Below are 24,347 nucleotides of genomic sequence, written 5' to 3' on the forward strand. Positions count from 1 at the left end.
ACAATGCTCGAAATTTTTCGTGCCGCCCGACTGCAATCCGGGCATCCCCACATTGCGAGGTCTTCATGATCGTCAAACCACGCGTGCGCGGTTTCATCTGCGTGACTACTCATCCCGTCGGCTGTGAAGCCAACGTCGAGCAACAGATCGACTATGTGACGGCGCAAGGCCCCATTACGGGAGGACCCCGAAAAGTCCTGGTGATCGGTGCGTCGACCGGATACGGGCTTGCGGCCAGGATCACGGCGGCATTTGGTTGCGGCGCAGAGACCCTCGGTGTCTTCTTCGAACGTGCCGGGGAAGAAAACAAGCCCGGCTCGCCCGGCTGGTACAACACCGCAGCATTCGCCAAATTCGCGGCTGCGAAGGGCCTGTATGCAAAGAGCATCAATGGCGACGCTTTCTCCGACGAAATCAAGCAGAAGACCATCGATGTCATCAAGCGAGATCTCGGGAAGATCGACCTGGTCGTGTATAGCCTCGCGTCACCGCGACGCACGCACCCGAAGACCGGCGAGGTCTTCAGCTCGACACTGAAACCCGTTGGTAAGGCCATTACATTGCGCGGGCTCGATACCGACAAGGAAATTGTCAAGGAAAGCAGGCTGGAACCGGCGACGCAAAGCGAGATCGATAACACCGTGGCCGTGATGGGCGGTGAAGACTGGCAGATGTGGATTGATGCATTGCGTGCAGCCGGCGTTCTGGCAGAGGGCGCGAAGACCACCGCGTTTACGTACCTCGGCGAGAAGATCACTCACGACATCTATTGGAACGGTTCCATAGGTGCTGCCAAGAAAGACCTGGATCATAAGGTCCTGGCGATCCGCAGCAGCCTGTCCGGTCACGGTGGCGATGCGCGCGTCTCGGTATTGAAAGCGGTTGTCACGCAGGCAAGCTCAGCCATCCCCATGATGCCGTTGTACTTGTCCTTGCTGTTCAAGGTCATGAAAGAAGAGGGGACGCACGAGGGTTGCATCGAACAGGTCTATGGCCTATACAAAGACAGCTTGTACGGCAATTCGCCGTGCATGGATCAGGAGGGCCGATTGCGCGCGGACTACAAGGAACTCAGCCCGTCAGTCCAGGCTCGCGTGCAGCAACTATGGGATCAAGTCACTAGCGACAACCTTTACGAACTCACCGATTTCGTCGGCTATAAAAGCGAATTTCTACGGCTGTTCGGGTTCGAGATCGCCGGGGTTGACTATGAAGCCGATGTCAACCTGAAGGTGGATATTCCCGGCATCGTCCAGGGTTAGGTCCACGCTGTGCCGACTTGAATCTATAGAGGTTGGCGCGCTAACGCCGGATGAGGATATCGCCGCCCAAGCGGCGGCGATATCCTCGGAGCACTCGCGTCACCCTTGTACGCGCCAGCCGAGTCCCAGACTTTTCTGCAAAGAGACAAAATCCTTTAGCAATTCGGCTTGTCCAGAGACCACATTCTGCTGCGCGCTGAACTGCGTGCGTTGGGTATCGAGCAGGTCGATCAGGCTTGATGCACCCGCTGTATAACGTTGACGCATCAACGTAGCCGAGCGGTCCGCCGACGCCTGCACCTGCTGCAGCGTTGCCAGATGTTCGCGCTGATGCCCATAACGCGACAATGAGGTATTCGCGTCCTGCAACGCGGCGAGCACCGTATGCGTGTATTTCGCATCGGCCTCGTCGCGCGACGCTTCGGCGCTATGAACGCTCGAGAGCGTGCGGCCGAAGTCCAGTATGTTCCACTGCAGATAAGGCGCGCCAATCCAGCTGAAGTTGTTCTTGCGGACAAGGTGGCCCGGATCGGCCGCGGTATAGCCTATATCGCCGAACAATGTCACCTTCGGGAAAAAGTCAGCCTTGTGCTCGCCGATCTGAGCGTTGCTGGAAGCGAGCCGCCGTTCCGCCGCGCGAATATCGGGCCGTTGCTGCAGCATTGAAGCCGGGTCGCCGATAGCCACGGATGCCGGCAAGGCCGGCAACGGGCGTTGCGCAGATAACTCCTGATCGAGCGTGCCCGGAGCCTGGCCCGTCAAGACGGCGAGCTGATCGAGCGACTCGGCCACTTGCTCGTCCAGCGGCGTCAACGTCGCGCGGGTGTTCTCGACCTGCGTGGTCAGGCGTTCGACATCGACGTCGGCCGCCGTGCCGTGCGCGCGGCGCTGCTGCGTCAACGTGAGCATTTGCTGCTCCAGCTCAGCCGAGCGTTGTGCAAGCGTCAGACGTTCCTGCTCATCACGCAGATCGACATAAGCCTGCGCGACTTCCGCGGCGAGCGACACTTGCGTGTCGGCGAGATCGGCATCGACCGCATCGGCTTGCGCTGTAGCGGCTTCGACCGCGCGGCGCGTGCCACCAAACAGATCAATCTCCCACGATGCATCGAAGCCCGCTGTATAGAGCTGTAGCGGTCCTCCCCCGGACGAGGATGAGCTACCGGAACTGCCTTGAGACGACGACAGCGAACTCAGGTTGGGCTCGCGCATGCGCAACGCGGCGGCGTCGAAAGAGGCGGTCGGCATGCCGTTCGCTTTTTGGTGCTGCAACTGCGCGCGCGCTTCGCGCAGACGCGCTTGCGCCGCGTGAACGTCCGGGTTATGCGCGAGCGCGGCGTCGATCAGCACGTTAAGTTGCGGGTCGTCGAGCGACAGCCACCATTGACTGGGTGCGCGTGCTGAGACCATGCCGAGCGCGGGCGTGCGGACGAAGTTGGAGGCATGCGCCGCGTCGGGCGCGACCTGCGGCGCACCGGCATAGTCGGGGCCGACGGTGCAGGCCGAGAGCGCGCAGGCGGACGCCAGCAGCGTAAGAAGGAGAGAGGCAGTAGGGCGAGCGAACATCGTGGATAGTGTCTTTGCCGTCAATGGCCGGCGGACGGCGAAACAGGGCCGCGCGGAGTCTTCAGGAGGAGCGCGAGCGGCACGCAGGCAAGCAGCGCGAGACCGAGCAGGTAGAACGTTTCAGAGTACGTGATGACAGTGGCCTGCATATGGATCTGCGCCGCGATCTGGCCGAGTGCACGCATTTTGGCGTAGGCCAGGTCGCCTGTCTGCGCGAACCAGCTTGCGGCGCTCGACGCCACGCGCTCCTGGCCCACCAGCGAGTTGGCCGTCAGCGACTCGCGGATCATCGCGGTATGGAAGGTGGTGCGCCGGTCGATCACGGTCCCGATGATCGCAAGCCCGACCGAGCCGCCAAGATTGCGGGCCATGTTGTAGAGACCGGCCGCATCGCCTGAATCCTCGCGCGAGACCGCTGCCATCGACGCCTGGTTCAACGGCATCAGCGCGAGGATTTGCGCAAAGCCGCGGATCAGTTGGGACCAGAAGAAGTCGTGGCCGACACTCTGGGCGGTCAGGTCGATATCGAGCATGCAGCTCAACGCAAACAACAACAGTCCGGCGATCACCAGCATGCGAAAGTCGAGCTTGCCGAGAATGCGCGGCAGGATCGGCATGATCAGGAACGCGGGCACGCCGGATATCAGCATGATGGCGCCCGACTGCTGCGCGTTATATCCGGACACTATGCCGAGGAACTGCGGCAGCAGATACGACACGCCATACAGCCCCGCACCCACCGCAAACACAATAACAATGACGCTGGCATAGCGCGGATTGCGCATCAGGTTCAGACGCATGATCGGCCGGTTCGCGGTGAGTTGCGAAATGGCGATCAGCACCATGCCGGCGAGCGACACGCAGGTCAGCGAGATGATCATGCTGGATTCGAACCAACGTTCGCGCTGACCTTCTTCGAGCACCACGGTCAACGAGCTCAGGCCGATCGTGAGGCCGATAATGCCGACCCAATCCGCCTTGAAAAAAGTGCTCCACTGCGGCCGGTCCGAGGGCAGCCCGACGATCAGCAAGGTGATCAGCGCGATACATACGGGCAGGTTGATAAAGAAGCACCAGCTCCAGCTGATGTTCTCTGCCAGCCATCCACCGAGCACGGGCCCCAGCAGCGGACCGAGCAACACGATCAAGCCGAACATCGTCATGCCGACGGGCATTTGCGAACGCGGTAACCGGGTGCGAATGATGGTTTGCGCCGTCGGGATCATCGCGCCACCCGCGAAGCCCTGGCCAATGCGTCCAGCGATCATCATGGGCAAGCTGTGCGACCATCCGCACATCATGGAGAACGCGATGAACAGCGTGGCATTGGCGAGCAGGAAGTTACGCAAGCCAAACACGCGCGTGAGCCATGCAGCGAGCGGGATCATCACGATCTCGGACATCAGGTAGCCGGTCGAGATCCACGTACCCTCGGTGCCGGTTGCGCCAATCTCGCCCTGGATCTGCGGCAAGGCGGAATTGGTGATCGAGATATCCAGCGTGGCCATCAACGCGCCCAGTGAGCCGGCCGCAACCGCGAGCCAGTCCGCCGCGCTCGCGCGCTCCGCTTCCGGTGCGGGCGCCGCAGGCGAGGAAGCGGCTGGCGTGGTTACCTCAGCCATGGTCGTTCTCGGCTTTGATGCGCTGGTCGCCCTCGCGGGAGGAGCGCGTATCGACATCGGCAGTCACCGACAGGCCGGGCAGCAGCACGCTGCGTGTCTCCGGCCCTGTCTCGAGGCGAATGCGCACGGGAATTCGCTGGACGATCTTGGTGAAATTGCCAGTGGCGTTTTCCGGCGGCAACAGCGCGAACTGGGCGCCGGTGCCGGGAGCGAAGCTGTCCACCACGCCGTGCAGGTCGGTGCCCGGCAGCGCATCCACGTGCAGGATCACGGGCTGGCCAACGCGCATGTGACCGACCTGCGTTTCCTTGAAGTTAGCCGTCAGATAGGTACTTTGCACCGGAACCACCGACAGCATCCGCGTGCCCGGCTGTACGTACTGACCGACACGAACCGAGCGGTCGCCAACCTTGCCCGCCAGTGCGCTGCGCACGACCGTGTCCTGCAGGTCGAGGTGCGCTTGCCGCGCGCTTGCCTCTGCTGCCTCGAGCTGGGCGCGCGCCTGGGCGATCTGCGCGGTGGTGGCGGCGATCTGCGTCTCGGCGGCATCGACCGCGGCGCCATTGGCCGCCAGCGTTGCCAGCGCCTGATCGCGTGTGCTGGTCAACTCGGACAGCCGTTCGCTGGTTTCAGCGCCGGTGGCGGCGAGCGGTGCGTAGCGCTGGACTTCGTCGCGGGCATGCTGGGCGCTGACTCGTGCGACTTGCTGCTGCGCTTTGGCCTGTTCAATGTTGGCGTGCTGCTGGAGGATGTCAGCTTGCGCGCGCTGGATGTCCGCGGCACGTGCAGCGATGGTCGCCTGTGCCTGGTCGAGCGCGACCTGGTACTGGCGGGTATCGAGCCGGACCAGCGGGTCGCCGGCCTTGACCGTGGCATTGTCACCGACGTAGACATCGGTCACGTAGCCGCTGACCTTGGGCGCAACAGTGACACTGTCAGCTTGCAAATAGGCATCGTCAGTGCTTTCAATAAAGCGCCCCACTGTCCACCAGCGGGCAAGCCAGATCCCCGCAAGGATGAGCGCAATAATCCCAAGCACGATCAGGAACAGGCGTCTTCCAGATCGTCGCGTGGGCGAAGCGGCGGAATCTTGCGGTACTTCGTGCGGAGGCGCCCCGGCGGTCGTTGACATCTTTGATCCAAATTATTCCAATCGGAACAATTATTCCAGTTGGTAAAATTGTGTCAAGTGATATATTTGTTTCGTTGAAGGGAGAAGCACGAATGAACGACACGAAACGGCTACGCCGTCCGTCGGCCGGCGGATATGTGCGAGGCGACGAGACAAGGCTGCGAATCATCGAAGCGGCGATCGAGTCCTTTGGGGAGCATGGTTTCGAGGGCGCGTCCACGCGTGATATCGCCGCGCGCGCCGGCGTCAATGCACCCGCGCTGCAGTATTACTTCGAGAATAAAGAGGGGGTGTATCGGGCGTGTGCGGAATATCTCGCCGACTCGTCCTGGGTCACGCTTGAGCCGGTGGTGACCCACGCAGCCGATGTCTTGAGCAAGGACAGTGATATTCCGGTGCTGATCGATGCTTTCATTCGCATTCAGGAAGCGATTGCGGACCGTATGTTCGCGAAGGCTTGCGATACGTCTAACCAGCGGCTCTTCTTTACGCGTGAACAAGCCGGCCATGAGCCGAGCATTGCATCGGAGATCATGATGCGGCGTGTGCGGCAGCCCTTGAATGACGTTGGCTCGAGGTTGATTGCGCGCATCACTGGTACGAAACCCGACGATCAGCTTACGTTGATCCGAATGCTGAGTTTGCATGGCCAACTGTTGATGTTCCATGTCGCGCCGCGCACGACGCTTGCGTTGCTCGGATGGAACGACATAGACACCGCGAAGGGTGACTTGCTCAAGGCGACGGTACGTGCGCAGACGCAGGTCTTGCTTGAGCAATGGAGCAGGGAGGGAATGGCCAAGAAGCCAGAATCGAGTGCACGCAAGAAACCCGTCGTGAAGACGGCGCCCAAGAAACTTTTGGCCCGCAAACGTACGGCGGCTGCCGCGAAAGAGTAGCAGAGGGGGCGCTGCGTGCGGGTCCCCGTCACGCAACGCAGGAAATCCTGGCCCCGTTTTATCGCCGCGCCTCAAAGATGAGATTGAACGGCGTAGCCGTCGCCCGGCGAAACTGCCGGAACCCTCCTTCTGTCACCACGTCATGAATCCGCCGCTCGCCCGCTTGCGCGCCGAGGCACATGGCGCCTGCTTGCGCTCGCGAGGCCGGCGTACAGATCAACGTAGATGCCGAATAGAAAATCCTTCCAACGGGATTCAGGTTTCCTTCGAGTGTGTCGTTGGCAAACGGCTCGACGATCATCCACGTGCCATCGTCAGCCAAGGTTTCATGGACGTGACGCGCCGCCCCGAGCGGGTCGCCCATGTCGTGAAGACAATCGAACATGGTGACGAAGTCGTAGTTACGCCCCGGGTAATCACTGGCCGAAGCAACCTCGAAACTCACGCGGTCACTCACGCCTGCCGTTGCCGCCGACTCTCCAGCATGCTCGATAGACCCTTCGTGATAGTCGTAACCCACGAATGTCGATTGCGGATAAGCCTGCGCCATGATGATGGTGGACGCACCATGTCCGCAGCCAACATCAGCTATGCGTGCGCCGTTTTTCAGTTTCGCCTCGATGCCGCCAAGCGACGGAATCCAGTCGTTCACGAGATACGCTGCGTAGCCCGGTCGGAAGAAACGCTCCGTGCCGTGAAAGAGCGAGACATCATGCTCATGCCATCCAACGCCCAGTCCGGTCTTGAACGACTTCACCATCTTCGGAATGATCTTGAACTGCGCGACGGCGATCTGGAACGCGCCGGGTATGAACGCCGGGCTGCCTTCTTCGGCGAGCGCGAAGGACTGTTCTTCGCTCAAGCCGAAGCGCTCCGACGCAGGATCATAAGTGACGTAGCCGCTCGCGGCCTGGGCGCTTAGCCACTCGCGAACATAACGGGCGTCCGTCTCGGTCGCCTGCGCGAGTTCTTCCGCGCTTAGCGGCTTGGCGGCAAGCGCCTTATAAAGCCCGAGTTGATCGCCGACGACTACAGTGGCCGCATGCATCACGGCGCCAAGGTCGTGGACAAACCCGCCCATGAATGCATCGAGTTTTGACTGGTCGACTGCCATGACATGCTCCCTTAAAAGCATCCCGTGTGAAATGAAGGGCGTTTAGTTGCTTTTGTTCGTCATACTTATTATGTTATCTGCGCCACTTGAGGAGAATAGGGTTCCGATCGCTCAACAGCAAGTCATGCGCTTCTCGGTGAATCGACCGGCGGAGTGCCTTGATGGAACAGCGTGCTTAACTGGGCACGCAATTCGGGTGAGTCGGTGTGTTTATGAACAGACACGGCATGCTGGACGGCGGCGTCCAGGAGTTCCTGATCGGAGTCAGCAGCCAGCGCGATGGTGCAGTTCATCTCGCTAGGAAACTCGCGGCAGTCGATGTATTTGCGGGTCATGGTGTTATCCCCCAATTACGTAGTACGGGGTTAAGTGACAAAGAAGGGCCCGGGACGGCTCCGCGCGCCTGACAACGAACAAGCCCCTGCGACGATTATAGGTCGCTGACAAGGGCCTGCTAACTCATTCATCGTTACTTCGTGGGTGTAAAGGACCACGGCTCCGGCCTGAATTTTTATTTAGTTAGCGAGTTAGAAGAGCGGGCGAACGTCCGTTCGGTTTTTGGGCGGACTGGCTTGGTTCCTGCGGGTATCGGAGTGAGATTGAATCCTTTTCAGGCCATGAGATTCACTGGATGGATCGGCCAGTCGCTTTCGTTTCGGAAACTTTTTTGAGCGACGGGTTATCAGACGCACGAGGACCGTCGGTGGCGCCGGTGGTTTCGCGCGATGGAACTGTAAGTAATGGGGGCTAAGCTGGTCGCGCAATAACGGGGAGCCACTTCTCCTCTGCATTCGATCGCCGGTCGTCTTGGCCCCGATCGTCCTCCATCGGTAATCTTGCCGCGGTTGTCGATGCAGACACTTCACCTCTTACATGAAAGGAGACGAGCTTGATGACGCAGCGTTCCCGAAGTTTGTTGTATCGCCGGTTGGCGATGGTCGCCATAGCGACCATCGCTGCAACGTCCGTGCTACCGGCGCAAGCGCAGCACCGTGATGATCGCGGTGGCCGAGGTGGATACCATGGTGGTGGTCACGGCGGCGACCGTGGTGGTTATCGAGGCGGCGGCGGTGGTGGTGGCGCGCTCGTCGGCGCGCTGCTGGGTGTTGTCGCGGGTGCGGCTATCGTGGGCGCCGCCACACAGGCACCTCCTCCCGTGGTGTATTCGGCACCGCCGCCCCCGCCGCCTCCGGGCGTCGCTTATTACCCGAACAGTTATCCTCCTGGTTACTGAACTTGGCACCCAGAGCCTGCCGACCTCGCCGAAAGCACATCGAGCTCATCTGGCACATCGGCCGGCACTAAGACCACAACGCGTACTGATAAAAACGTCGCGAATCTAACAACTCATTCAAGCCTCCCAACATGAAACCATCCATTCGTATTGCTGTTGCACCAGCATTGCTGGCACTTGCCTGCTTCACGACTTCCGCATGGGCGCAGACCACGGCGGCAAGCGATTCATCCGCAGCGCCTTCCTCGGCCGCGTCGGCGCCCGTTAGCCATGCACAGAAGCACGCAGATTTTGTGGAGAAACGGATCGACGACCTGCACGCACAGATGAAGATCACAAGCCAGCAAGCGCCGCAGTGGGATGCTTTTGCGCAAACGATGCGTGACAATGCGGCCAAGACGGATCAGGCTTTCCACGATCGTGCGCACAAGCTGCCTTCGGAGAATGCAGATGACGCCATGAAGTCCTACGCCGAGTTGGCTCAATTGCATGCGGACAATATGCAAAAGCTGTCTGCGTCGTTTAGCGCCCTTTACGCCACGCTGTCCGACGAGCAGAAGAAAATTGCCGACCCGCTGTTCCGAAATGATCACGCGAAGAGGCATGCGGGGCCGCGCAAACATAAGCCTGCGGCGTCCGCTCCGGCACCTGCCTCGAACTGATCTTCCAATGTGATATTGCGCGAGTCCCAGCCTGCACGGCGGGGCTCGCCTTCCTCACATGAAGAGCCGGATATCAGTAGCTCCGGCCCGACCATAAAAGGCAGTTGCCACCGCGAACATTCGCTTCGATGCTGGCAAGGCATTCACGTAATTGCTTATCCCCTCATGATCCGCAGACGAGCGTAGGATCCGCCCAGTCCGCCACGTCGTTGGCAACCCCGTCTTGTCCGTCGGTCACGACAAGCCGAAGGGTCTGGTAGCCGTTCAGGCCCACGCGGACGGTCTTCGTCGGTGATGACCCGGTGATAACACCGCTGTCATAGAGCATGACGTTGTCGGCCCAAACCTGGAAGTCCACGGTACCCGCTCCCTTTGCTGCAGCGTCCAGTCCGATATCGCTCTGGAAAGTGCTGCAGCGGCCGCCGAGACGATAGACCATCTGCGCTGGTGCGTTCACCGTGAGGCCATCACGGTATGACGTCCCATTGACAGTGACCGCAGCCGCCGCGGTCGCCCCGACCGGCAGCGCATCATTGCTGGGCCAAACCTTGACGGCAACCGCCCCGGCCTGCGTGCTAGCCCAGATCCAGTTCTGAAGCGCGAGTGGGGCATTCAACGCGAGTGGATCGGTTCCGGTCAGCTTCAGCAGCACCGCGCCGGTTGCCGGCACGCTTGCGCTAAAACTCCCCGTCGACACAGCCGGTGACAAGACCGCTCCGGTGAGAAGATTCGTCACTTGTACCGGTCCACTCAGCGCAAGGTTGGCAAAGTTGACCGTAGCGGTCGCAGCGGTCGATCCGCGATTGAGCAGGGCCACGGCGCGCGTGCCGCTTGCTTGCAGTGGCTTGGTCCAGACCTGCAGCGTGGCGGAACTATCGGCGGCATCCGGCACGGCTTGCAAGGCCAGCGCGTCCTGGCTCACCGAGATCGCACCGGTATTGGTGAGCAACGCGAGTGTGCTGGCACTTTGGCTGCGGACGTCGTTACCGGCGTTCAGCGGGCTTGACATGATTGCCCACATCGCGAAGTGGGCGGTGTCCTGGTCCGGGGTCATGCCGCGGCCTACCTCCAGCATGTCCATGTCGTTGAAGTAGCCTGGAATCGTCCACGATGCGTCCTGCGCGCTGATATCGACGATCGATGTCACCGACGTAAAGGTATTCGTGATGTCCTGCGAGATGCGCGACGTATCGGCGTACGCGGGCACGTATAACGTGCCGTCGGAGGCGAAGCTGGTCGGCAGCGTTTGATTCGCGCTGTAGGGGTTGATGCTTAGGTACATCGCCCGGCCGGTCGCGGCGATGCCTGCTCGCATGGCCGGGAATGCGCTGAGATTGCCGCCGCAATAGTCGAGCTTGATGTAGTCGACACCCCAGCTCGCAAAGGTGGCTGCGTCGACACTTTCATGTCCCAGGCTGCCGGCGCCCACTCCAGGCGGATAGGTCGGCGGGCGTGTGCCGTGCGCAAGCGCGGCGCAGGTGTTGGTGCCACCGGATGTGTAGAGCCCGAACTTCAGGCCTTTGCTATGGACGTAGTCGGCAAGCGCCTTGATGCCGCTTGGGAACGTGGTGGGATTTGCAGAGAGCTGGCCGGTGGCGGGATCGCGTCCGCCTACCCAGCAATCATCCTCCGTTACGTATTGATAACCCGCCGCGGCCATGCCGCTTGCGGCGATGGTATCCGCCACCGACTTGATGACGTTTTCGTTCGTGTTGCACGCGAAGGTGTTCCATGAATTCCATCCCATGGGAGGTAACGCGTAGCGTACGGTAGTTTTTGCGATGCCGGGATCGGGTGTGCCGGAAGAAACTGCGCCTCCGTCTGAGCCGTTGCCTCCGCAACTCGCCAGCAAAACGAAAACGAGTACAACATGTACTAGGCCAACTGCTCGCATTGTCATGATCGTCTCCTACTATTTTGGTTACCTAAGTAGTGGTAACCAATCTGGGCCCGTCCGGCTCCGATGTTATGCAAATGAGCTTAGGACCGGTAGTGGAAACGGTGCAAGCCGCAGCGCAACGAATCCACATACTAGGATGTTGACGAAGAAGGTTTAAGCGGGCCAGCTCGCCGAAGGGTTCGCTCAAAACGAAAGAAAAAAGGCTGGACGCCTGAGCGCCCAGCCTTATCGTTGAATCGCGTTTTATGCAGGTTCAGTAACCTCTACCGCTATTTCCCGGGCGTCAGGTCAATTCGCGCCCACCGGTTTCATCGAGCATGGAAACGGCGATCAGCGAAATGATCACGCACACGATCATGTACCAAGCGGGGGCCATCGTATTGCCAGTCACCTTGATAAGCCACGCCACAACTAGCTGCGCCGAGCCACCAAACACCGACACCGCCACCGCATACGCACTCGCGAGATAACCCGCGCGCACATGCTTCGGAAAGTTCTCGGGCATGAGTGCGTAAGCCGGTGCTGAGCCCATCGTGTAGAAGAGCATCAGCAGCACGATCAATCCCACCATGACCGGCAACGAAGGAAACTGGTTCATCAACCAGAACGCCGGATAAAGCAGCACGATCAGCGCAACGCGTCCCGCGAGGATCAGCGGCTTGCGGCGTTGCATCTTGTCGGATAGCGCACCCCAGAGCGGACAAAGTGTCAACGAAACGATCGCCGCGAAGATCGACACCAGCATGGAAAGCTTGGGCGGCATCTTCAGGTACTGGATCGAATAGGTCGGGATGTAGTACATGAGGACGTAGGTTGCCACCGTCATGCCCATGATGGCGAAGACGGTCAGGAACCACTTGCGCACAAGGCCCGGCTCCCGATTGGACTTGGCTGCCTTGGCCTGCTTCGGCGGCTCTTCCACAATATGCCGACGCAAATACACACCGACCGGCATGATCAGCGTGCCGATCAGGAACGGCACGCGCCATCCCCAGTCGAGCAGTTGCTCGCCGCTTAACTGGTAAGTCAGCAGTGCGGCAATGCCCGAGCCCATCAATGCAGCAGCACCCTGACTCGCGAGCTGCCAACTGGCCCGAAAACCGCGGCCTTTAGCCGAACCCGTCTCGAGCAGCGTCGCGGTGGCGGCGCCGAATTCGCCGCCTTGCGCGAAGCCCTGCAACAGTCGCGCAAAGATGATGAGCGCTGGAGCGGCGAGGCCAATGCTTGCATAGCTCGGCGCCAGTCCAATCATGGCAGAGCCGATCGCCATCAGGAAGATGGTCAGCGTCAGCGCAGCGCGCCGGCCGCGTTTGTCCGCGTAGTGGCCCAGCACGAAGCCGCCGACCGGACGCGCGACAAAGCCGATCGCAAACGCGGACAGCGCGAGCAACGTGGAGACAACCGGGTCATGCGCCGGGAAGAAGAGCTTGGCGATCGTGAGCGCGAAAAAGCTATAGACGGTGAAGTCGTAAAACTCAAGCAGGTTGCCGATGATCGCGGCGATCACGATCTTGGTTTGCGATACCGCTTTAGCAGGCTGGGCTGTAATGACTGACATGGAAGTCCCGTGGATGCTTGGGTCTTGCGCACGGCTAAGCGCGATGCCAAGGCATCGCACGCTGCGCAAGCTTTGCGTTGCTACCGATTGGCTACTGAAGCGCTACCGACTCACCCGCGCGAAGCCTACTGCGCGAGGAAACGCTCGACCAGACGCGTCCAGTAGGCTGCGCCGACGGTGAGGTTGTCGTCGTTGAAGTCGTAGGACGCGTTATGCAGCATCGGCGCGCCTTCACCGTTGCCCAAGCGAAGGAAACATCCCGGCTTCTTCTGCAGGTAATAAGCGAAATCTTCGCTGCCTGCGATCGGCCCGAAGTTATCGACAACCCGGTCGTCGCCCACCAGTTCGCGTGCCACTTGCAATGCCAGTTCCGTCTCGGCCTGGCTGTTGACCACAACCGGATAACCCGGAACGTACTCAATCTCCACGCGTGCGCCATAGGCGCTTGCCTGAGCGTCCGTCAGGGCGCGGATACGTGCTTCGAGCAGTTTGCGCACAGCGGGGTCGAACGAACGAACGCTGATCTGCAAACGCGCCGACTCAGGAATCACATTGGCGGCATGACCTGCGTTGAAAGCGCCGACCGTGACCACAGCCGTTTGCATGGGGTCGATACTGCGCGCGACTACCGTCTGCAAGGCAGTCACCAATCCGGCACCGATGACCACCGGGTCCACGGCAAGATGCGGGCGCGCTGCGTGGCCGCCACGGCCGTGGATGGTGATGTTGACCGTATCCGACGCCGCCATGAAGGGGCCACTGCGGAACATGAACGTGCCCGTTGGATAGCCGGGATGATTGTGCAAGCCGAAGATGGCCTCGCAGGGGAAGCGTTCGAACAAACCGTCGGCAATCATTCGCATGGCGCCGCTGTCCGCGCCGATCTCTTCGGCGGGCTGGAACACGAGATGAACCGTGCCGTTGAATGCGCGAGTGCGCGAGAGGTGGCGCGCGGCGCCCAGGACCATGGTGGTGTGGCCGTCGTGGCCGCACGCGTGCATCAGGCCCGCATTGCGGCTGGCGTACGGCAAACCGGTTTCCTCGGCAATCGGCAACGCATCCATGTCGGCGCGTACGGCCACGGCACGGCTTCCCGTACCCGCCGTGAGCGACGCGACCATGCCAGTTCCGCCCAGGCCGCGCGTCACTTTGTAACCCCAGCTTTCCAGGCTTTGCGCAACGAGGTCGGAGGTCTGAAACTCCTTGTACGCAAGCTCCGGATTCTGATGCAGGCGATGACGGATATCGCTTAGTTCATCGCGCAGATCCATCGTGTCGTCTAGTGAGCAAAAGCCCTTGGTATTTTCCATGGTCGCGGGTGTCTCTCTGTAAGAAATCTAATGGGGGAGTATTCTGCTGCAAAATCCGCTAATCAATGACGTTCGTCGACCGATAATGTTGACCTGGATGTCAACAGATAACGATATGCCTAAAGACAATACGCTTGCGCGCGAGAATTTGCTTAGCGCCCGGAGCCTGCGCTATTTGCATGAAATCGACCTGCACGGCGGAGTCCGTGCCGCGGCCGACGCGCTAGCCATTAACGGTTCCGTGATCAGCCGGCAAGTGGCGCAACTCGAACGCGACCACGGCGTAGTGCTGCTGGAGCGGCGCGGCAGGCGCGCGGTGCTGACTGAGATCGGGCTAAGCCTCGTCGAGCATTTCCGTGAGAGCTGCCGCCGTGATGCGGACATGCTGGCACAACTGGAAGATTTCAGGAGCCTGCGGCGCGGGCGGCTGGGCATTGGCGTGGGCGAGGGGTTCGTCGAGAACCTTCTGGCCACCGTACTGGAGCGCTTCAGCTTGCAGTTTCCTGACATCGTGGTGGAACTGCGCAGTGGCGCGACGTCCGAAATCATCGCGATGGTCCGCAACGACGACGTCGATCTTGGCTTATGCGCGGGCGGCGGCAGCGACCCCGCCATACGCGCCCGCACGTTCCGCGCGGCACAGTTCTGTGCGCTCGTCAGTCCACGCCATGCTTTGGCGGGCGAGCGGCGTATCCGCTTTGAACAGTTGCGCGATCAGCGGCTCATCTTCATGCCCGAGCGCTTCGGCGCTCAACAATATCTCGATGCCATCATTCGGGCGGAGCGGTTGAACCTGACGCCGTCGTACCGCTGCGATCTGTTCTCGGCTGCCCAGGCCATTGCCGCAGCGGGACTGGGCGTTGCATTTATGTCGACGGATGCGGCGCGGCAATACCTTGACGCGGGGCGCCTGGTTGCACTCGAACTGGAGCATCCGATTGCGCGCGAATTCAGCAGCCAGGCAATCCGGCGCGTCGGCCGGCGCCTTTCCCCGGCTGCCGAATTCCTATGGCGGCATCTGGTAGAAGCGATGCAGCGACGATGGGCCGCTGCGCCGTCTAAGCAAGGCGAGTGAGGACGCTTAACGATCGCTAAGCGGCGCTGATTGACGGGCGCGTACTGGCCTTGCGTGCATGCATGGTCCTGCGATTATCGAAGCACCACATTTGGCCAGCCTCCAAGCGGCGACTCACCATGAATCGCGAATCCCGGGTAAGCGCGCAAAAGCGCCGGTACGCGCGATAGAACGCGCCCATCTCGGAGGCCGGCAAGGTGAAGGGCGCACGAAGCCAGTTCGCCAGCCGGATCTCGCTCACCTCGCCGCGCGAGTCGAGGCCAATAATAGGTGCATAGCTGCGATAGTCGCTCTGCGGCGCCTTGTTCCAGAACTCAACCGGGTGCTCGCATAGCAGGCGGAAGTCCTCGGGTGACTCTGCTCGCAGCGTCGCTGCAATCGCAAATCCATCCACGAAGGTACTAAGCTTCCTGCACCACGTCGCGCAGGAACACGGGAAGATCGGTAGCGGATGGCGTGACCCCTGCCTGATACATCATGTCGCCGACAAACCCGCGGTGATAGGTACCGTGATTGACCACGTGCAGGATCATTTCGTTGCAGGTCATGACACCCTCGCCACCGCCAATAAACTTGAAGTGAATTGACCGGTCGAGATCGTCGGCCGATAGACCCTCGGCGAAATCGACATACCACTGGTCCAGCGTCCGGACCGCTTGCCACAGTTCTTCCAGAGACGGATGACTCGGCGTATTGCGTGCCGAGTAACCATGTTCGCGTCCCTGAAGATGGGCCTGGAACACGGCGTCTATGACGTAGATGTGATTCAGCGTGTGGACCATGTTTCCGAAGCGTGTCTGCCGTGGCCGGACAACCTCTTCGTACGGCATGTTCCTCAGCATGGAGAAGGTGAGATCGTTGGCCCAGGCTTTATAGCGGGTCAATATTCGGACGGTCTTGTTAGCGGCAGTCATGGGTTCTTTCCATGGCAAGTATCGGATGGTGATGCATCAAATCAAGCGCAACAGCGTGCTTTAGCTTATCCGCTAAAAAATCCGCCCGACAGATACAGTGACTGCATGAACCGCCGGATCAGTTGAAGCGCGGCGCAGCGCGGCGAACCGATAGCCGTTTCAGAGCGGCGCGACATCGTGAAACTTGCCGTAGTCGAGATGCGTTTCGCCGTCCCGTTCGGACATCAGATCAACGTACTGATGCTGCCAGAGAATACATTCAGGCGGCCAGGCATAACGTGCCTGCATGGGCTGCGCGGTTGTTTCGTCCAGGCCTTCCACCATCAGCATCAACTCGGCGTTACTCGCTTTGAGCGACTCGAGCGTCTGCCCAAAGAGCGGGCTTTCTTCATCGATGACATGCATGAGGCTCCAGCCGAGCGTGAAGATCGGGTGCTGTTCGCGGATCAGCGGAAGATCAAACACCTTGCGAAAATAGAATCCTTCTGGAGTGGTCTCCGAACGCATCAGCCGCATCTTCGCCTTCGCTTCCACAATCACGTTCTGACGGGCATTGGCGGCGCGGACCATGAGCGTCATCCGACCGTCGATAGGACGCACCACGGTGCGCTTGGCAAACAGGATACGAGCATGGGGCCGCGAAAACCGCGCGAAGATCATGCCGGTCGTCAACGCAATGCCCGACATCCCGACGAAGATCTCTAACGTGGCGACGCTGTGGCCATAGATGGTATCCGGATGCATGTCGCCGTAACCCACCGTTGCAAGCGTCTCCACGCTGAAGAAGAACGCGCCTAGCAGACCTGCGGGAGCCTGGTTTGCAATTGCGTGATGTCCCAGCAGGTACAACAACGCGAACCCGAAGTTGAGCAACAGGAAGAGTAGCGCCGCGACCACAAAGAACAGCGGCCATCCAACGGTCAGTGCGATGTGGTAAATGTCCTGCCAGAAGTAGGTCTGGAGGCCGTGCGTGATGACATGCCGGTTTTCACCCAACACCAGCCGGCGATGCGGTGCCCCAGGCGCGAATGCCTCATCGGATGACGATTGAGTAGTATTGGATGGCATCGTTGAAGTGACTCTAAAAAGGTAGGCGGGGCATCTCGAGCGGCGCTTGTGCGACTGTTCAACCGGCATCGGTCTTATAGAAGTTTCGTGAAACCGTCGGCGCTCCAGCGTTCGCTCCCTACGCCGTGATGAACGAAGAACAAGCCATCGGGATCATACTGATCTTTCACGGCGAGCAGCCTGCTGTAATTCGAACCCCAGAAAGCCCGCTGCCAGTCGGGGTTGAAGAAATTGCTTTCGGCGACGTAAGAACCGGGATCCGGAACCAGCTTGCGTACTTCGTCCATCGCGCGCCCGATGGCCCGCGCGTTCCTGCGCGCTGCTTCTGTGTCCGGTTCGTGGCCCGGGATGCCCGGATAGGCGGGTGGCCCCTCCATCCCGGCGATAAGCAGCGCGAACGCATCCAGCGCAGCCGGGTTCGTGGCCGTGTCTCTCGCTGCGGCGACGGCCTCGGCCGGCGCGCCTGCCAAACCTTTGTTGACATGCAGTGACACGCTCCATTGGCGGCTCGCGGCAAACAACATGTCGGCCAGCGTTTGACGTTGGTCATCGTGCAGCAACGCCGCAGGGAGCCACGCGGAGTCGTAGCCGTGCAGCACTTGTCCCGCTTCTCCGCGATTACCCGACCAGAAGATATTGTCCTTGGGCGCGTCCGGCCGGTCGTCGGTGCTGATGAAGCCGAGGAGCTTCTTGAACATCGTTGGAGCCCAGAAACTTTGGGCCGAGAGGGCGAGGATCTTCAGTGGCGAGAACTCGACCTTGAAATCATCCGGGGTCGAGGCAAGCGACTCCATGAACGGTTGCCAGATCGCTTGCGCTTCGCTGCGGCCGAGGCCCTGGAAAACCATCGAGATATTGAGGACGTTGTTGGGACGAAACCTGATCTGTTCGCCCCAGTGCGGGTTCATCAGGTCCTGATGATAGAAGTCCACGATCAGTCCAATCAGCCGACGAAATGCGGGCGCCGACGTGGCTTTGATCGCCATGTTCACCGCGCCGAATTTCTCGGGTAGATCATGAACCCGCAGCGTCAGCCGTGTGACCACGCCCAGGCTGCCGCCGCCGCCGCCTTTCAGCCCCCAGAACAGATCGGGATTCCTGCAGGCATTGGCGATCCGGACGACACCGTCCGCGGTAACAACTTCGGCTTCGAGCAGGCTTCCCGCCGCCAGTCCATAGGCCTTGGAAAAGCTGCCGAACCCGCCGCTCTGGATCAGGCCGGCCACGCCGACCGTCATGCAGCCGCCGCCTTGGACGTAACCGCCCGCCTGCGTGGTGACCGCATCATAGACGTGCGCCCAAAGCGCGCCGGCACCGACCGTGACTGCCCGCACCGGTGATGCATGACCCTCACATCCTGTGCCGACAAATGCGTCTCGCACGGTGATGTCGTTTATTTTTCGCGTCCAGACCAGCAGGGAATCCGCATTCGACGTGCCTTGGTAGCTGTGGCCACCGCCTTTTACGACCAGCCGCAGATTATTACGGCGTGCGAAGTTGATAGCAGCAACAACATCGTTCGTATTGCGGGCAGCCACCGCATAGACGCTGGGCATCGATGTCCAGGCGTCGACCCAGCCGAGGGATTGCGTCAGGCCGGCTTCGTCGCCTAGAAAGTAGGGATTCTTGAGTTCCTTGAATAGCTGCTGGCAGTCAGCGCCTTCGGGTGCGTTCAGGCAGGTCACCAGGGGTGATTGCACTTTGACCAACGCACCGCCGACTTGTTGGCCCAGTTCGTTCCACTGTGCGTCAGTTGGCCAGCCCGGTTCACCCGGGCGTACGCGAGAAAGTGCATTGGACGCCGCCGCATGGGCAGGCATGGGCATCCATTCCCAGATACTGGACAAAAATGGGAGGCCGGCTGCGAATTGCAAAAGACGTCGTCTTTTCCGGGAGAGCGTTTGGGTCGAAGGTTTCATCGGTGTGCGTGAAATCCTGATGTGGTCGCAACCGAGAAGTTATCGCGCTTGGCGGCCGTTGTGAACGCTCTACGCCACGAAAATCGTTTTCCGCGTCGATCATGCGGCGCTTGAGCAACGGTACGGTTTTCGCCACGTGCGAACCGGTGCGCATCGCGCCACGCGGCCGACTACCGGGCGATCTATTGCACCGCAACTAGATAGACGATTGGCGTTTACTGGCCGGCCGCCGCCCACAGTAACGAGAGACCGGACGACAGCTTGAGTCCGTCCGCTAGCCACTTGAACGTCGATGGCGCCATGAGGACGACGATCGGCTTTGCGAAAAACGATCCGGTCATGAGCGCTGTTCCCGCGATCAAGCCTTGAAACACGACGCCCGCCGTCATTGCGCCGCGTTAGCGGCACAATGCGGAAAAGCGCTTGACTTAGAGTGCGCTCTAAGTCCTACCATGCTCTTTGTCGAAACGAGAACGCAGCCATGAAGATAGGTGATATTGCCGAGCAGACGGGCTTCACGGCCCATACGATTCGCTACTATGAACGGATCGGATTGCTCCCGTTCGCGCCGCGAGACAGTACGGGTCAACGTGTCTATGACGCTTCCATCCTCACATGGATCGAGTTTCTGGGCCGGCTTAAAACAACCGGCATGTCGATTCAGGAAATGCTGCGTTATGCCGGGCTTCGCGCACAAGGCGAGGCGACCGAGGAAGCCCGGTGCGAGCTGCTGGCAAAACACCGCGATCAGGTCCGACTCAGGGTGGCGGAACTTCAGGCATGCCTTCTCGTCCTCGACAACAAGATAGATGGTTACGCCAATGCTCAACTGAGGACTGAAAAATGCAAGACACGATCGAACGCCAAGCGAATCAGGAAAGTCGCCTAGAACGGGGCAAACGGGTGTTGTCGGAAATCGACGGGGAAGCCGGGGAGAAGGTGATCGACTCGCTCGCGGATATTGCGCCGGACTTCGCGAAGTACCTGCTTGAATTTCCATTCGGCGATATTTATTCGCGACCGGGCCTGGACATCCGTGCTCGTGAAATCGCCACCATTGCAGCACTCACTGCGCTAGGCAATGCAACGCCCCAGCTTAAGGTTCATATTGCCGCGGGGCTTAACGTGGGTATCAGCCGCGAGGAGATTGTCGAGACCATCATGCAAATGGCCGTGTATGCGGGATTCCCGGCTGCGCTCAATGGCTTGTTCGCCGCGAAGGAAGTTTTCCGCGATCACGTCTGAGCGGGGTCACGCAAGTGCCCATTCTTGAAGCCTCAGCCCGCATCGCTCACGCCCGCATCGTTCAAGCTAGCACAAGCGTGGGTGCGGGCGCGGGCGTGGCAAGAGGACGCGCAATCTCGAGAAAAGCGTTAAGCGCGGTGCTTGCATACACATCGCGTCGACGCACGAACATGGTGTCGACGTGAGCATCTTCGGGTGCCACATCATGCATCGCCACGCGGCCCTCGCGCCACGCCGTGGCGACTACGCCTTTCGGCAGCAGCGTCACGCCTACGCCTGCGGCCACACATCCGAGCATGGCGTCGAGCGAGCCGAATTCCAGCGGCGTGCTGACTCGCAAGCTGTGCCGCGCCAGCACGAGATCCAGTCGTGTTCTATACGAACATCCAATCCGGAATACGATCGTCTTCACTTCGCCCGACCGCGCAAGCTCAGCGATAGAGTGAACATGACGCGCTGTCACGAGCACCATTTCCTCGCGAAAGAAGGCCTCGGTGGACAGGTCTTCGTGATGCACGGGACCCGCGACAAACGCGCCGTCCAGCCGGTATTGCAGGACGTCGTCGATCAGGCTCGCCGTGGTCCCGGTCCGCAGCGCCATGTCCACTTGCGGATAAGCCAGCGCAAACGACGCGAGCACGTCGGGCATGCGCAGCGCGGCAGTGGTTTCCAGCGTACCGACGATCAGTGGCCCGCGCGGAACGCCGTCATCCTTGACGGCGCTGCGTGCGTCGTCGAGTAACCGCGCCATCTGTCTGGAGAAAGGCAATAGCCTGTGGCCCGCAGCCGTCAGTTCCACGCCCCGATGGTGCCGGTGAAAGAGTGGTGCGCCTAATTCTTCTTCCAGCAAGCGAACCCGCGCCGTGACGTTCGACTGAACAGTATGAAGCTCCAGGGCTGCGCGATTCATGCTGCCGTTTCGCGCGACCGACTCGAATATGCGTAAATCGGCTGCGTCCATGTCGACTCTCGATATCGGGAAAAGTGATAGCAATTATCACATCAAAGCGCCGCTCGCTCCTTGAAAGCTTGCTAAGCTTTGCGCTGCTGACGGCGCGGGTTAAAGGCAGTCTTTAAGTGGAAAGCAGGCGGTTCTATCGAAAAGCAATGGGGCAGTGATGTACGCTTTTAACCGTGGTGCAGCCGTGCCGCGCGTTGGGTCAAGCCGCGTGCAACGAATGACCTTAAGCCACTCAGGCACCGCGAACATCATCAAGGAGAAAGAGCATGGGCACCTGGCGCGATCGTCGGATTCTCGACTTGTTTGGTATTGAAGCACCTATTGTTCTAGGACCCATGGCAGGCCCCGGCACGCCCGAATTGGCCATCGCCGTATGCGAAGCAGGCGGCCTGGGATCGCTGCCTTGCGCGCTGCTCAGCGTGGAGCAGGCGCGTGACGGCATTGCGTTGATCCGCTCGAAAACGCGTGGCCCGATCAACATCAATTTCTTTTGTCATGTTCCGCCGCAAACCGATGCAGCGCGCAGCATGGCATGGCGCGCGCGTCTGGCGGAATATTACGTTGAATATGGACTCGATCCGGAAGTGACGCCGCCCGCGGCGGGCCGTCGCCCGTTCGACAACGACTTTTGCGCGGTCGTGGAAGAATTCAAACCCGAGGTCGTGAGCTTTCATTTCGGACTGCCGGATAAAAGCCTGTTCGATCGCGTGAAGGCGACTGGCGCGAAAGTCATCGCGTCGGCTACGACCGTAGCGGAAGCGCGCTGGCTCGAGGCGCACGGGTGTGACGCTGTGATTGCGATGGGCGTTGAAGCAGGCGGGCACCGCGGCAATTTCCTGACGCAGGACTATGCCGCTCAGGTCGGCACATTCGCGCTGGTGCCGCAAGTAGCGGATGCCGTCAGCGTTCCCGTGATCGCCGCCGGCGGCATAACCGATGCGCGCGGAATTGTTGCTGCGTTCGCGCTGGGCGCGTCGGCTGTGCAGATGGGGACCGCCTATCTCTTTTGCCCGGAGGCGAAAGTGCCGGAGGTGCATCGTATAGCGCTGCGCGAGTGCCAGGATGACTCCACTGTATTGACGAACATATTCACGGGCCGGCCGGCTCGCGGCATCATCAATCGGGCGATCCGCGAACTGGGCCCGCTGTCCAGTGTGGCGCCTGCCTTTCCACTTGCTGGCGCCGCGCTGGCGCCGCTCAAGGCCAAGGCAGAGCAGGCAGGGAAGGGCGACTTCACGAGCCTGTGGTCGGGACAAGCGGCTCGGCTTGGGCGTGAACTGCCTGCGGGCGAATTGACGCGCGTGTTGATCAGCGAATCGCTGGCGAAGATGGCCCAGGCTTGACGTGCTGCCGTGACGTTCACGCTGCGTGTTTCATGCGGACAATGCGTTAAAAGCGCTCACCCATGCATCGCTGCCTCGAGCACGGTAAAAACGCGCGGGTCTGTCGACTGAGCGACGTTAAAGCGCAGGAAATGGCTGGCGGACTGCGCGACGCTAAACGCATTGCCCGGCGCAAGGATGACGTTCTCGGCCAGTGCCCGGCGGGCAACGTCCGTTGCATCAAGTCCTTCGGGCAGCTTGCACCAGAGAAACATCCCGCCTCGCGGCTCGATCCACGGTTCGATACCAAGTGCTTCCAGCCGCGCACTTGTTTGACCCATCGCACGGGACAGCCGCTCTCGCAAGTTCTCCATGTGCTTTCTGTACGTGCCGTCTTTCAGCACGCCGAGGATGAGTTCGCCGGAAAGACGTCCGCCGCCAAACGAGGTGGCAATCTTTAAATCGATCAATCGCTCGACCCAGTCGCGTCGCACCGCGATAAAACCGCAGCGTACCGACGCCGAGAGGCTCTTGGAAAAGCTGCCGATATGAACGACTCGCTCCAGACCGTCGAACGCTGCCAGACGAGGCGCGGATTCGTGCTCGAAGTCGCCGAAGATATCGTCTTCGATAATTGTTAGACCCGACTGGTCCGCGAGCTTCAGAAGCCGATGGGCCACGACCGGCGAAAGCGTTGCGCCCGTCGGGTTATGAAGCGCCGAATTGGTGATATAGAGCCGCGGCCGATGCTCCGCGAGTGCCTGCGCGAACAGCTCGATATCGGGACCTGCCGGCGTATACGGAACGCTGACGACCTTGGCCCGGTGAGCACGCAGCAAGGCGAGGAAATTGAAGTAACAGGGGTCATCGACGAGTACCGTATCGCCCGGTTCGAGCAGCAGACGGCATAACAGGTCGATGGCTTGCGTGCCGGATTCGGTGAGGATGATCTGATCGGGCGCCGCCTCGATGCCGCGATCCGCCATGCGGCGGGCAAGCAGTTGCCGCAGCGCCGGGAGCCCGAGGGATGTGCCGTAGTCGGCCAGCACGGCCGCGTCGGTGCGCGCGACGGATCTCAATGCACGGCGCAGCCCCGCCTCGGGCAGCCACGATGCAGGCAGCCAGCCGCAACCGGGTTTCAGGGCATTCGCGCCGGCCTCCAGCGATTGCCGCGACACCCACAACGGATCGACAACGCGGTCCAGGCGCGGGCCCAACTCAGCGAGCGACAGCGGCGGCAGGTGTCCGGCGACGTAAAAGCCCGAACCGCGGCGTGACTGGATGACCCCTTCCGCAGCGAGGCGATCATAGGCCTCCACCACGGTGGACTTTGAAACTTGCAAGGTTTCGGCGAAGCCCCGGATGGATGGAACCTTGGCACCGGGCGCAAGGGTACGTCCGGCAATCCGCTGCCGGATGGCCTGCATGACACGCTCGACCAGTGTGCCAGCGTCGGTGTCAAAAAAAGTGGTGTCTTCCATGTGTACTGATTTTTAACCCATACAGTTTTCCCTGACTGTAGTGCACTGTCTCTGGAAAATCCATGCTTTGTGGGCCGATACTGGCTAGCTGAAATAGGGGAGC

Annotated in this window: 22 protein-coding genes and 1 pseudogene; 8 read left to right on the forward strand and 15 right to left on the reverse strand. The window is 60.6% G+C overall.

Going from position 1 to position 24,347, the window contains the following annotated elements; genetic code table 11:
* Window positions 1-65 precede the first annotated feature (65 nt).
* Window positions 66-1,262: an enoyl-ACP reductase FabV gene (gene fabV / locus BSU04_RS18200; protein WP_089161912.1), complete on the forward strand. Its 1,197-nt coding sequence runs from the start codon at window positions 66-68 to the stop codon at window positions 1,260-1,262.
* 99 nt (window positions 1,263-1,361) lie between these two features.
* On the opposite strand, the gene BSU04_RS18205 is transcribed toward fabV, so the two are convergent.
* The 3 genes from BSU04_RS18205 to BSU04_RS18215 are packed head-to-tail and all read right to left on the reverse strand — an operon-like array spanning window position 1,362 to window position 5,582.
* Complete coding sequence (locus tag BSU04_RS18205; RefSeq protein ID WP_089161913.1) at window positions 1,362-2,828, reverse strand: efflux transporter outer membrane subunit; 1,467 nt, start codon at window positions 2,826-2,828, stop codon at window positions 1,362-1,364.
* Window positions 2,829-2,848: 20 nt separating this feature from the next.
* Entirely contained in the window at window positions 2,849-4,450 is a 1,602-nt protein-coding gene (locus BSU04_RS18210; protein ID WP_089161914.1) for a DHA2 family efflux MFS transporter permease subunit, read from the reverse strand.
* Entirely contained in the window at window positions 4,443-5,582 is a 1,140-nt protein-coding gene (locus tag BSU04_RS18215; RefSeq protein WP_089161915.1) for an HlyD family secretion protein, read from the reverse strand. The genes BSU04_RS18210 and BSU04_RS18215 overlap by 8 nt, the downstream gene beginning before the upstream one ends.
* A 92-nt stretch (window positions 5,583-5,674) precedes the next feature.
* On the opposite strand from BSU04_RS18215, the gene BSU04_RS18220 reads away from it, so the two are divergent.
* Window positions 5,675-6,481 carry a CerR family C-terminal domain-containing protein gene (locus BSU04_RS18220; protein WP_089161916.1) on the forward strand — a complete coding sequence of 269 codons (807 nt, stop codon included), beginning with the start codon at window positions 5,675-5,677 and terminating at the stop codon, window positions 6,479-6,481.
* 58 nt (window positions 6,482-6,539) lie between these two features.
* Here BSU04_RS18220 and BSU04_RS18225 read toward each other — a convergent pair whose 3' ends face one another.
* Window positions 6,540-7,595, reverse strand: coding sequence for a class I SAM-dependent methyltransferase (locus tag BSU04_RS18225; protein WP_089161917.1), 1,056 nt, complete (start codon window positions 7,593-7,595; stop codon window positions 6,540-6,542).
* A 122-nt stretch (window positions 7,596-7,717) separates the two neighbouring features.
* Window positions 7,718-7,930: a DUF1059 domain-containing protein gene (locus BSU04_RS18230; RefSeq protein WP_089161918.1), complete on the reverse strand. Its 213-nt coding sequence runs from the start codon at window positions 7,928-7,930 to the stop codon at window positions 7,718-7,720.
* Between the two features lie 557 nt (window positions 7,931-8,487).
* Between BSU04_RS18230 and BSU04_RS18235 the strand changes: the two genes are divergently transcribed.
* Complete coding sequence (locus BSU04_RS18235; protein WP_089161919.1) at window positions 8,488-8,829, forward strand: hypothetical protein; 342 nt, start codon at window positions 8,488-8,490, stop codon at window positions 8,827-8,829.
* Window positions 8,830-9,122: 293 nt separating this feature from the next.
* On the forward strand, window positions 9,123-9,491 hold the full coding sequence (locus BSU04_RS18240) for a Spy/CpxP family protein refolding chaperone (RefSeq protein ID WP_256982970.1): 369 nt from the start codon (window positions 9,123-9,125) through the stop codon (window positions 9,489-9,491).
* Between the two features lie 163 nt (window positions 9,492-9,654).
* Here the strand turns inward: BSU04_RS18240 and BSU04_RS18245 are convergent, their stop codons facing one another.
* The 3 genes from BSU04_RS18245 to BSU04_RS18255 form a co-directional block, all read right to left on the reverse strand.
* Window positions 9,655-11,391: an NPCBM/NEW2 domain-containing protein gene (locus BSU04_RS18245; RefSeq protein ID WP_089161921.1), complete on the reverse strand. Its 1,737-nt coding sequence runs from the start codon at window positions 11,389-11,391 to the stop codon at window positions 9,655-9,657.
* A 283-nt stretch (window positions 11,392-11,674) separates the two neighbouring features.
* Window positions 11,675-12,949: an MFS transporter gene (locus tag BSU04_RS18250; protein WP_089161922.1), complete on the reverse strand. Its 1,275-nt coding sequence runs from the start codon at window positions 12,947-12,949 to the stop codon at window positions 11,675-11,677.
* A 125-nt stretch (window positions 12,950-13,074) separates the two neighbouring features.
* Entirely contained in the window at window positions 13,075-14,259 is a 1,185-nt protein-coding gene (locus BSU04_RS18255; RefSeq protein ID WP_089161923.1) for a M20 aminoacylase family protein, read from the reverse strand.
* A gap of 115 nt (window positions 14,260-14,374) precedes the next feature.
* Between BSU04_RS18255 and BSU04_RS18260 the strand changes: the two genes are divergently transcribed.
* The gene (locus BSU04_RS18260) at window positions 14,375-15,334 is read left to right on the forward strand and encodes a LysR family transcriptional regulator (RefSeq protein WP_256982973.1); all 960 of its coding nucleotides are present in this window, start codon (window positions 14,375-14,377) and stop codon (window positions 15,332-15,334) included.
* Between the two features lie 52 nt (window positions 15,335-15,386).
* On the opposite strand, the pseudogene BSU04_RS18265 reads toward BSU04_RS18260, so the two are convergent.
* From BSU04_RS18265 to BSU04_RS47690, 5 genes and pseudogenes are all read right to left on the reverse strand, one after another.
* Window positions 15,387-15,737 (reverse strand): annotated as a pseudogene (locus BSU04_RS18265) (TauD/TfdA family dioxygenase); the annotation flags it as partial.
* Entirely contained in the window at window positions 15,736-16,248 is a 513-nt protein-coding gene (locus BSU04_RS18270) for a DinB family protein (RefSeq protein ID WP_089161925.1), read from the reverse strand. The gene BSU04_RS18270 and the pseudogene BSU04_RS18265, both read right to left, overlap by 2 nt.
* A gap of 159 nt (window positions 16,249-16,407) precedes the next feature.
* Window positions 16,408-17,316 (reverse strand): ion channel, encoded by a 909-nt coding sequence (locus BSU04_RS18275; protein ID WP_089161926.1) that lies wholly within the window; start codon window positions 17,314-17,316, stop codon window positions 16,408-16,410.
* A 74-nt stretch (window positions 17,317-17,390) separates the two neighbouring features.
* Entirely contained in the window at window positions 17,391-19,136 is a 1,746-nt protein-coding gene (locus tag BSU04_RS18280) for an FAD-dependent oxidoreductase (protein WP_256982976.1), read from the reverse strand.
* A 314-nt stretch (window positions 19,137-19,450) separates the two neighbouring features.
* A complete protein-coding gene (locus BSU04_RS47690; protein ID WP_256982979.1) occupies window positions 19,451-19,576 on the reverse strand; it encodes a hypothetical protein in 126 nt (41 codons plus the stop codon).
* A 140-nt stretch (window positions 19,577-19,716) separates the two neighbouring features.
* On the opposite strand from BSU04_RS47690, the gene BSU04_RS18285 reads away from it, so the two are divergent.
* On the forward strand, window positions 19,717-20,124 hold the full coding sequence (locus BSU04_RS18285; protein ID WP_089161928.1) for a MerR family transcriptional regulator: 408 nt from the start codon (window positions 19,717-19,719) through the stop codon (window positions 20,122-20,124).
* The gene (locus tag BSU04_RS18290) at window positions 20,079-20,480 is read left to right on the forward strand and encodes a carboxymuconolactone decarboxylase family protein (protein WP_089161929.1); all 402 of its coding nucleotides are present in this window, start codon (window positions 20,079-20,081) and stop codon (window positions 20,478-20,480) included. The genes BSU04_RS18285 and BSU04_RS18290 overlap by 46 nt, the downstream gene beginning before the upstream one ends.
* A 61-nt stretch (window positions 20,481-20,541) precedes the next feature.
* Here BSU04_RS18290 and BSU04_RS18295 read toward each other — a convergent pair whose 3' ends face one another.
* Entirely contained in the window at window positions 20,542-21,441 is a 900-nt protein-coding gene (locus BSU04_RS18295; RefSeq protein WP_089161930.1) for a LysR family transcriptional regulator, read from the reverse strand.
* 266 nt (window positions 21,442-21,707) lie between these two features.
* Here BSU04_RS18295 and BSU04_RS18300 point away from each other — a divergent pair, with 266 nt between their 5' ends.
* Complete coding sequence (locus tag BSU04_RS18300) at window positions 21,708-22,784, forward strand: NAD(P)H-dependent flavin oxidoreductase (protein ID WP_089161931.1); 1,077 nt, start codon at window positions 21,708-21,710, stop codon at window positions 22,782-22,784.
* A gap of 56 nt (window positions 22,785-22,840) precedes the next feature.
* On the opposite strand, the gene BSU04_RS18305 is transcribed toward BSU04_RS18300, so the two are convergent.
* The gene (locus BSU04_RS18305; protein ID WP_089161932.1) at window positions 22,841-24,244 is read right to left on the reverse strand and encodes an aminotransferase-like domain-containing protein; all 1,404 of its coding nucleotides are present in this window, start codon (window positions 24,242-24,244) and stop codon (window positions 22,841-22,843) included.
* Between the last annotated feature and the right edge of the window lie 103 nt (window positions 24,245-24,347).

This window comes from Caballeronia sordidicola, assembly GCF_002220365.1.
In the GTDB taxonomy this organism is placed as follows: Bacteria; Pseudomonadota; Gammaproteobacteria; order Burkholderiales; family Burkholderiaceae; genus Caballeronia; species Caballeronia sordidicola_C.

What these genes read in the sequence shown, in the direction of transcription:
- BSU04_RS18250 (WP_089161922.1), bottom strand. Translation starts at nt 12,949, where the DNA reads ATGTCAGTCATTACAGCCCAGCCTGCTAAAGCGGTATCGCAAACCAAG.
- BSU04_RS18205 (WP_089161913.1), bottom strand. Translation starts at nt 2,828, where the DNA reads ATGTTCGCTCGCCCTACTGCCTCTCTCCTTCTTACGCTGCTGGCGTCC.
- BSU04_RS18215 (WP_089161915.1), bottom strand. Translation starts at nt 5,582, where the DNA reads ATGTCAACGACCGCCGGGGCGCCTCCGCACGAAGTACCGCAAGATTCC.
- BSU04_RS18210 (WP_089161914.1), bottom strand. Translation starts at nt 4,450, where the DNA reads ATGGCTGAGGTAACCACGCCAGCCGCTTCCTCGCCTGCGGCGCCCGCA.
- BSU04_RS18230 (WP_089161918.1), bottom strand. Translation starts at nt 7,930, where the DNA reads ATGACCCGCAAATACATCGACTGCCGCGAGTTTCCTAGCGAGATGAAC.
- BSU04_RS18305 (WP_089161932.1), bottom strand. Translation starts at nt 24,244, where the DNA reads ATGGAAGACACCACTTTTTTTGACACCGACGCTGGCACACTGGTCGAG.
- BSU04_RS18245 (WP_089161921.1), bottom strand. Translation starts at nt 11,391, where the DNA reads ATGACAATGCGAGCAGTTGGCCTAGTACATGTTGTACTCGTTTTCGTT.
- BSU04_RS18235 (WP_089161919.1), top strand. Translation starts at nt 8,488, where the DNA reads ATGACGCAGCGTTCCCGAAGTTTGTTGTATCGCCGGTTGGCGATGGTC.
- BSU04_RS18280 (WP_256982976.1), bottom strand. Translation starts at nt 19,136, where the DNA reads ATGCCTGCCCATGCGGCGGCGTCCAATGCACTTTCTCGCGTACGCCCG.
- BSU04_RS18295 (WP_089161930.1), bottom strand. Translation starts at nt 21,441, where the DNA reads ATGGACGCAGCCGATTTACGCATATTCGAGTCGGTCGCGCGAAACGGC.
- BSU04_RS18260 (WP_256982973.1), top strand. Translation starts at nt 14,375, where the DNA reads ATGCCTAAAGACAATACGCTTGCGCGCGAGAATTTGCTTAGCGCCCGG.
- BSU04_RS18285 (WP_089161928.1), top strand. Translation starts at nt 19,717, where the DNA reads ATGAAGATAGGTGATATTGCCGAGCAGACGGGCTTCACGGCCCATACG.
- BSU04_RS18275 (WP_089161926.1), bottom strand. Translation starts at nt 17,316, where the DNA reads ATGCCATCCAATACTACTCAATCGTCATCCGATGAGGCATTCGCGCCT.
- BSU04_RS18290 (WP_089161929.1), top strand. Translation starts at nt 20,079, where the DNA reads ATGCAAGACACGATCGAACGCCAAGCGAATCAGGAAAGTCGCCTAGAA.
- BSU04_RS18255 (WP_089161923.1), bottom strand. Translation starts at nt 14,259, where the DNA reads ATGGAAAATACCAAGGGCTTTTGCTCACTAGACGACACGATGGATCTG.
- BSU04_RS47690 (WP_256982979.1), bottom strand. Translation starts at nt 19,576, where the DNA reads ATGACCGGATCGTTTTTCGCAAAGCCGATCGTCGTCCTCATGGCGCCA.
- BSU04_RS18225 (WP_089161917.1), bottom strand. Translation starts at nt 7,595, where the DNA reads ATGGCAGTCGACCAGTCAAAACTCGATGCATTCATGGGCGGGTTTGTC.
- BSU04_RS18300 (WP_089161931.1), top strand. Translation starts at nt 21,708, where the DNA reads ATGGGCACCTGGCGCGATCGTCGGATTCTCGACTTGTTTGGTATTGAA.
- fabV (WP_089161912.1), top strand. Translation starts at nt 66, where the DNA reads ATGATCGTCAAACCACGCGTGCGCGGTTTCATCTGCGTGACTACTCAT.
- BSU04_RS18220 (WP_089161916.1), top strand. Translation starts at nt 5,675, where the DNA reads ATGAACGACACGAAACGGCTACGCCGTCCGTCGGCCGGCGGATATGTG.
- BSU04_RS18270 (WP_089161925.1), bottom strand. Translation starts at nt 16,248, where the DNA reads ATGACTGCCGCTAACAAGACCGTCCGAATATTGACCCGCTATAAAGCC.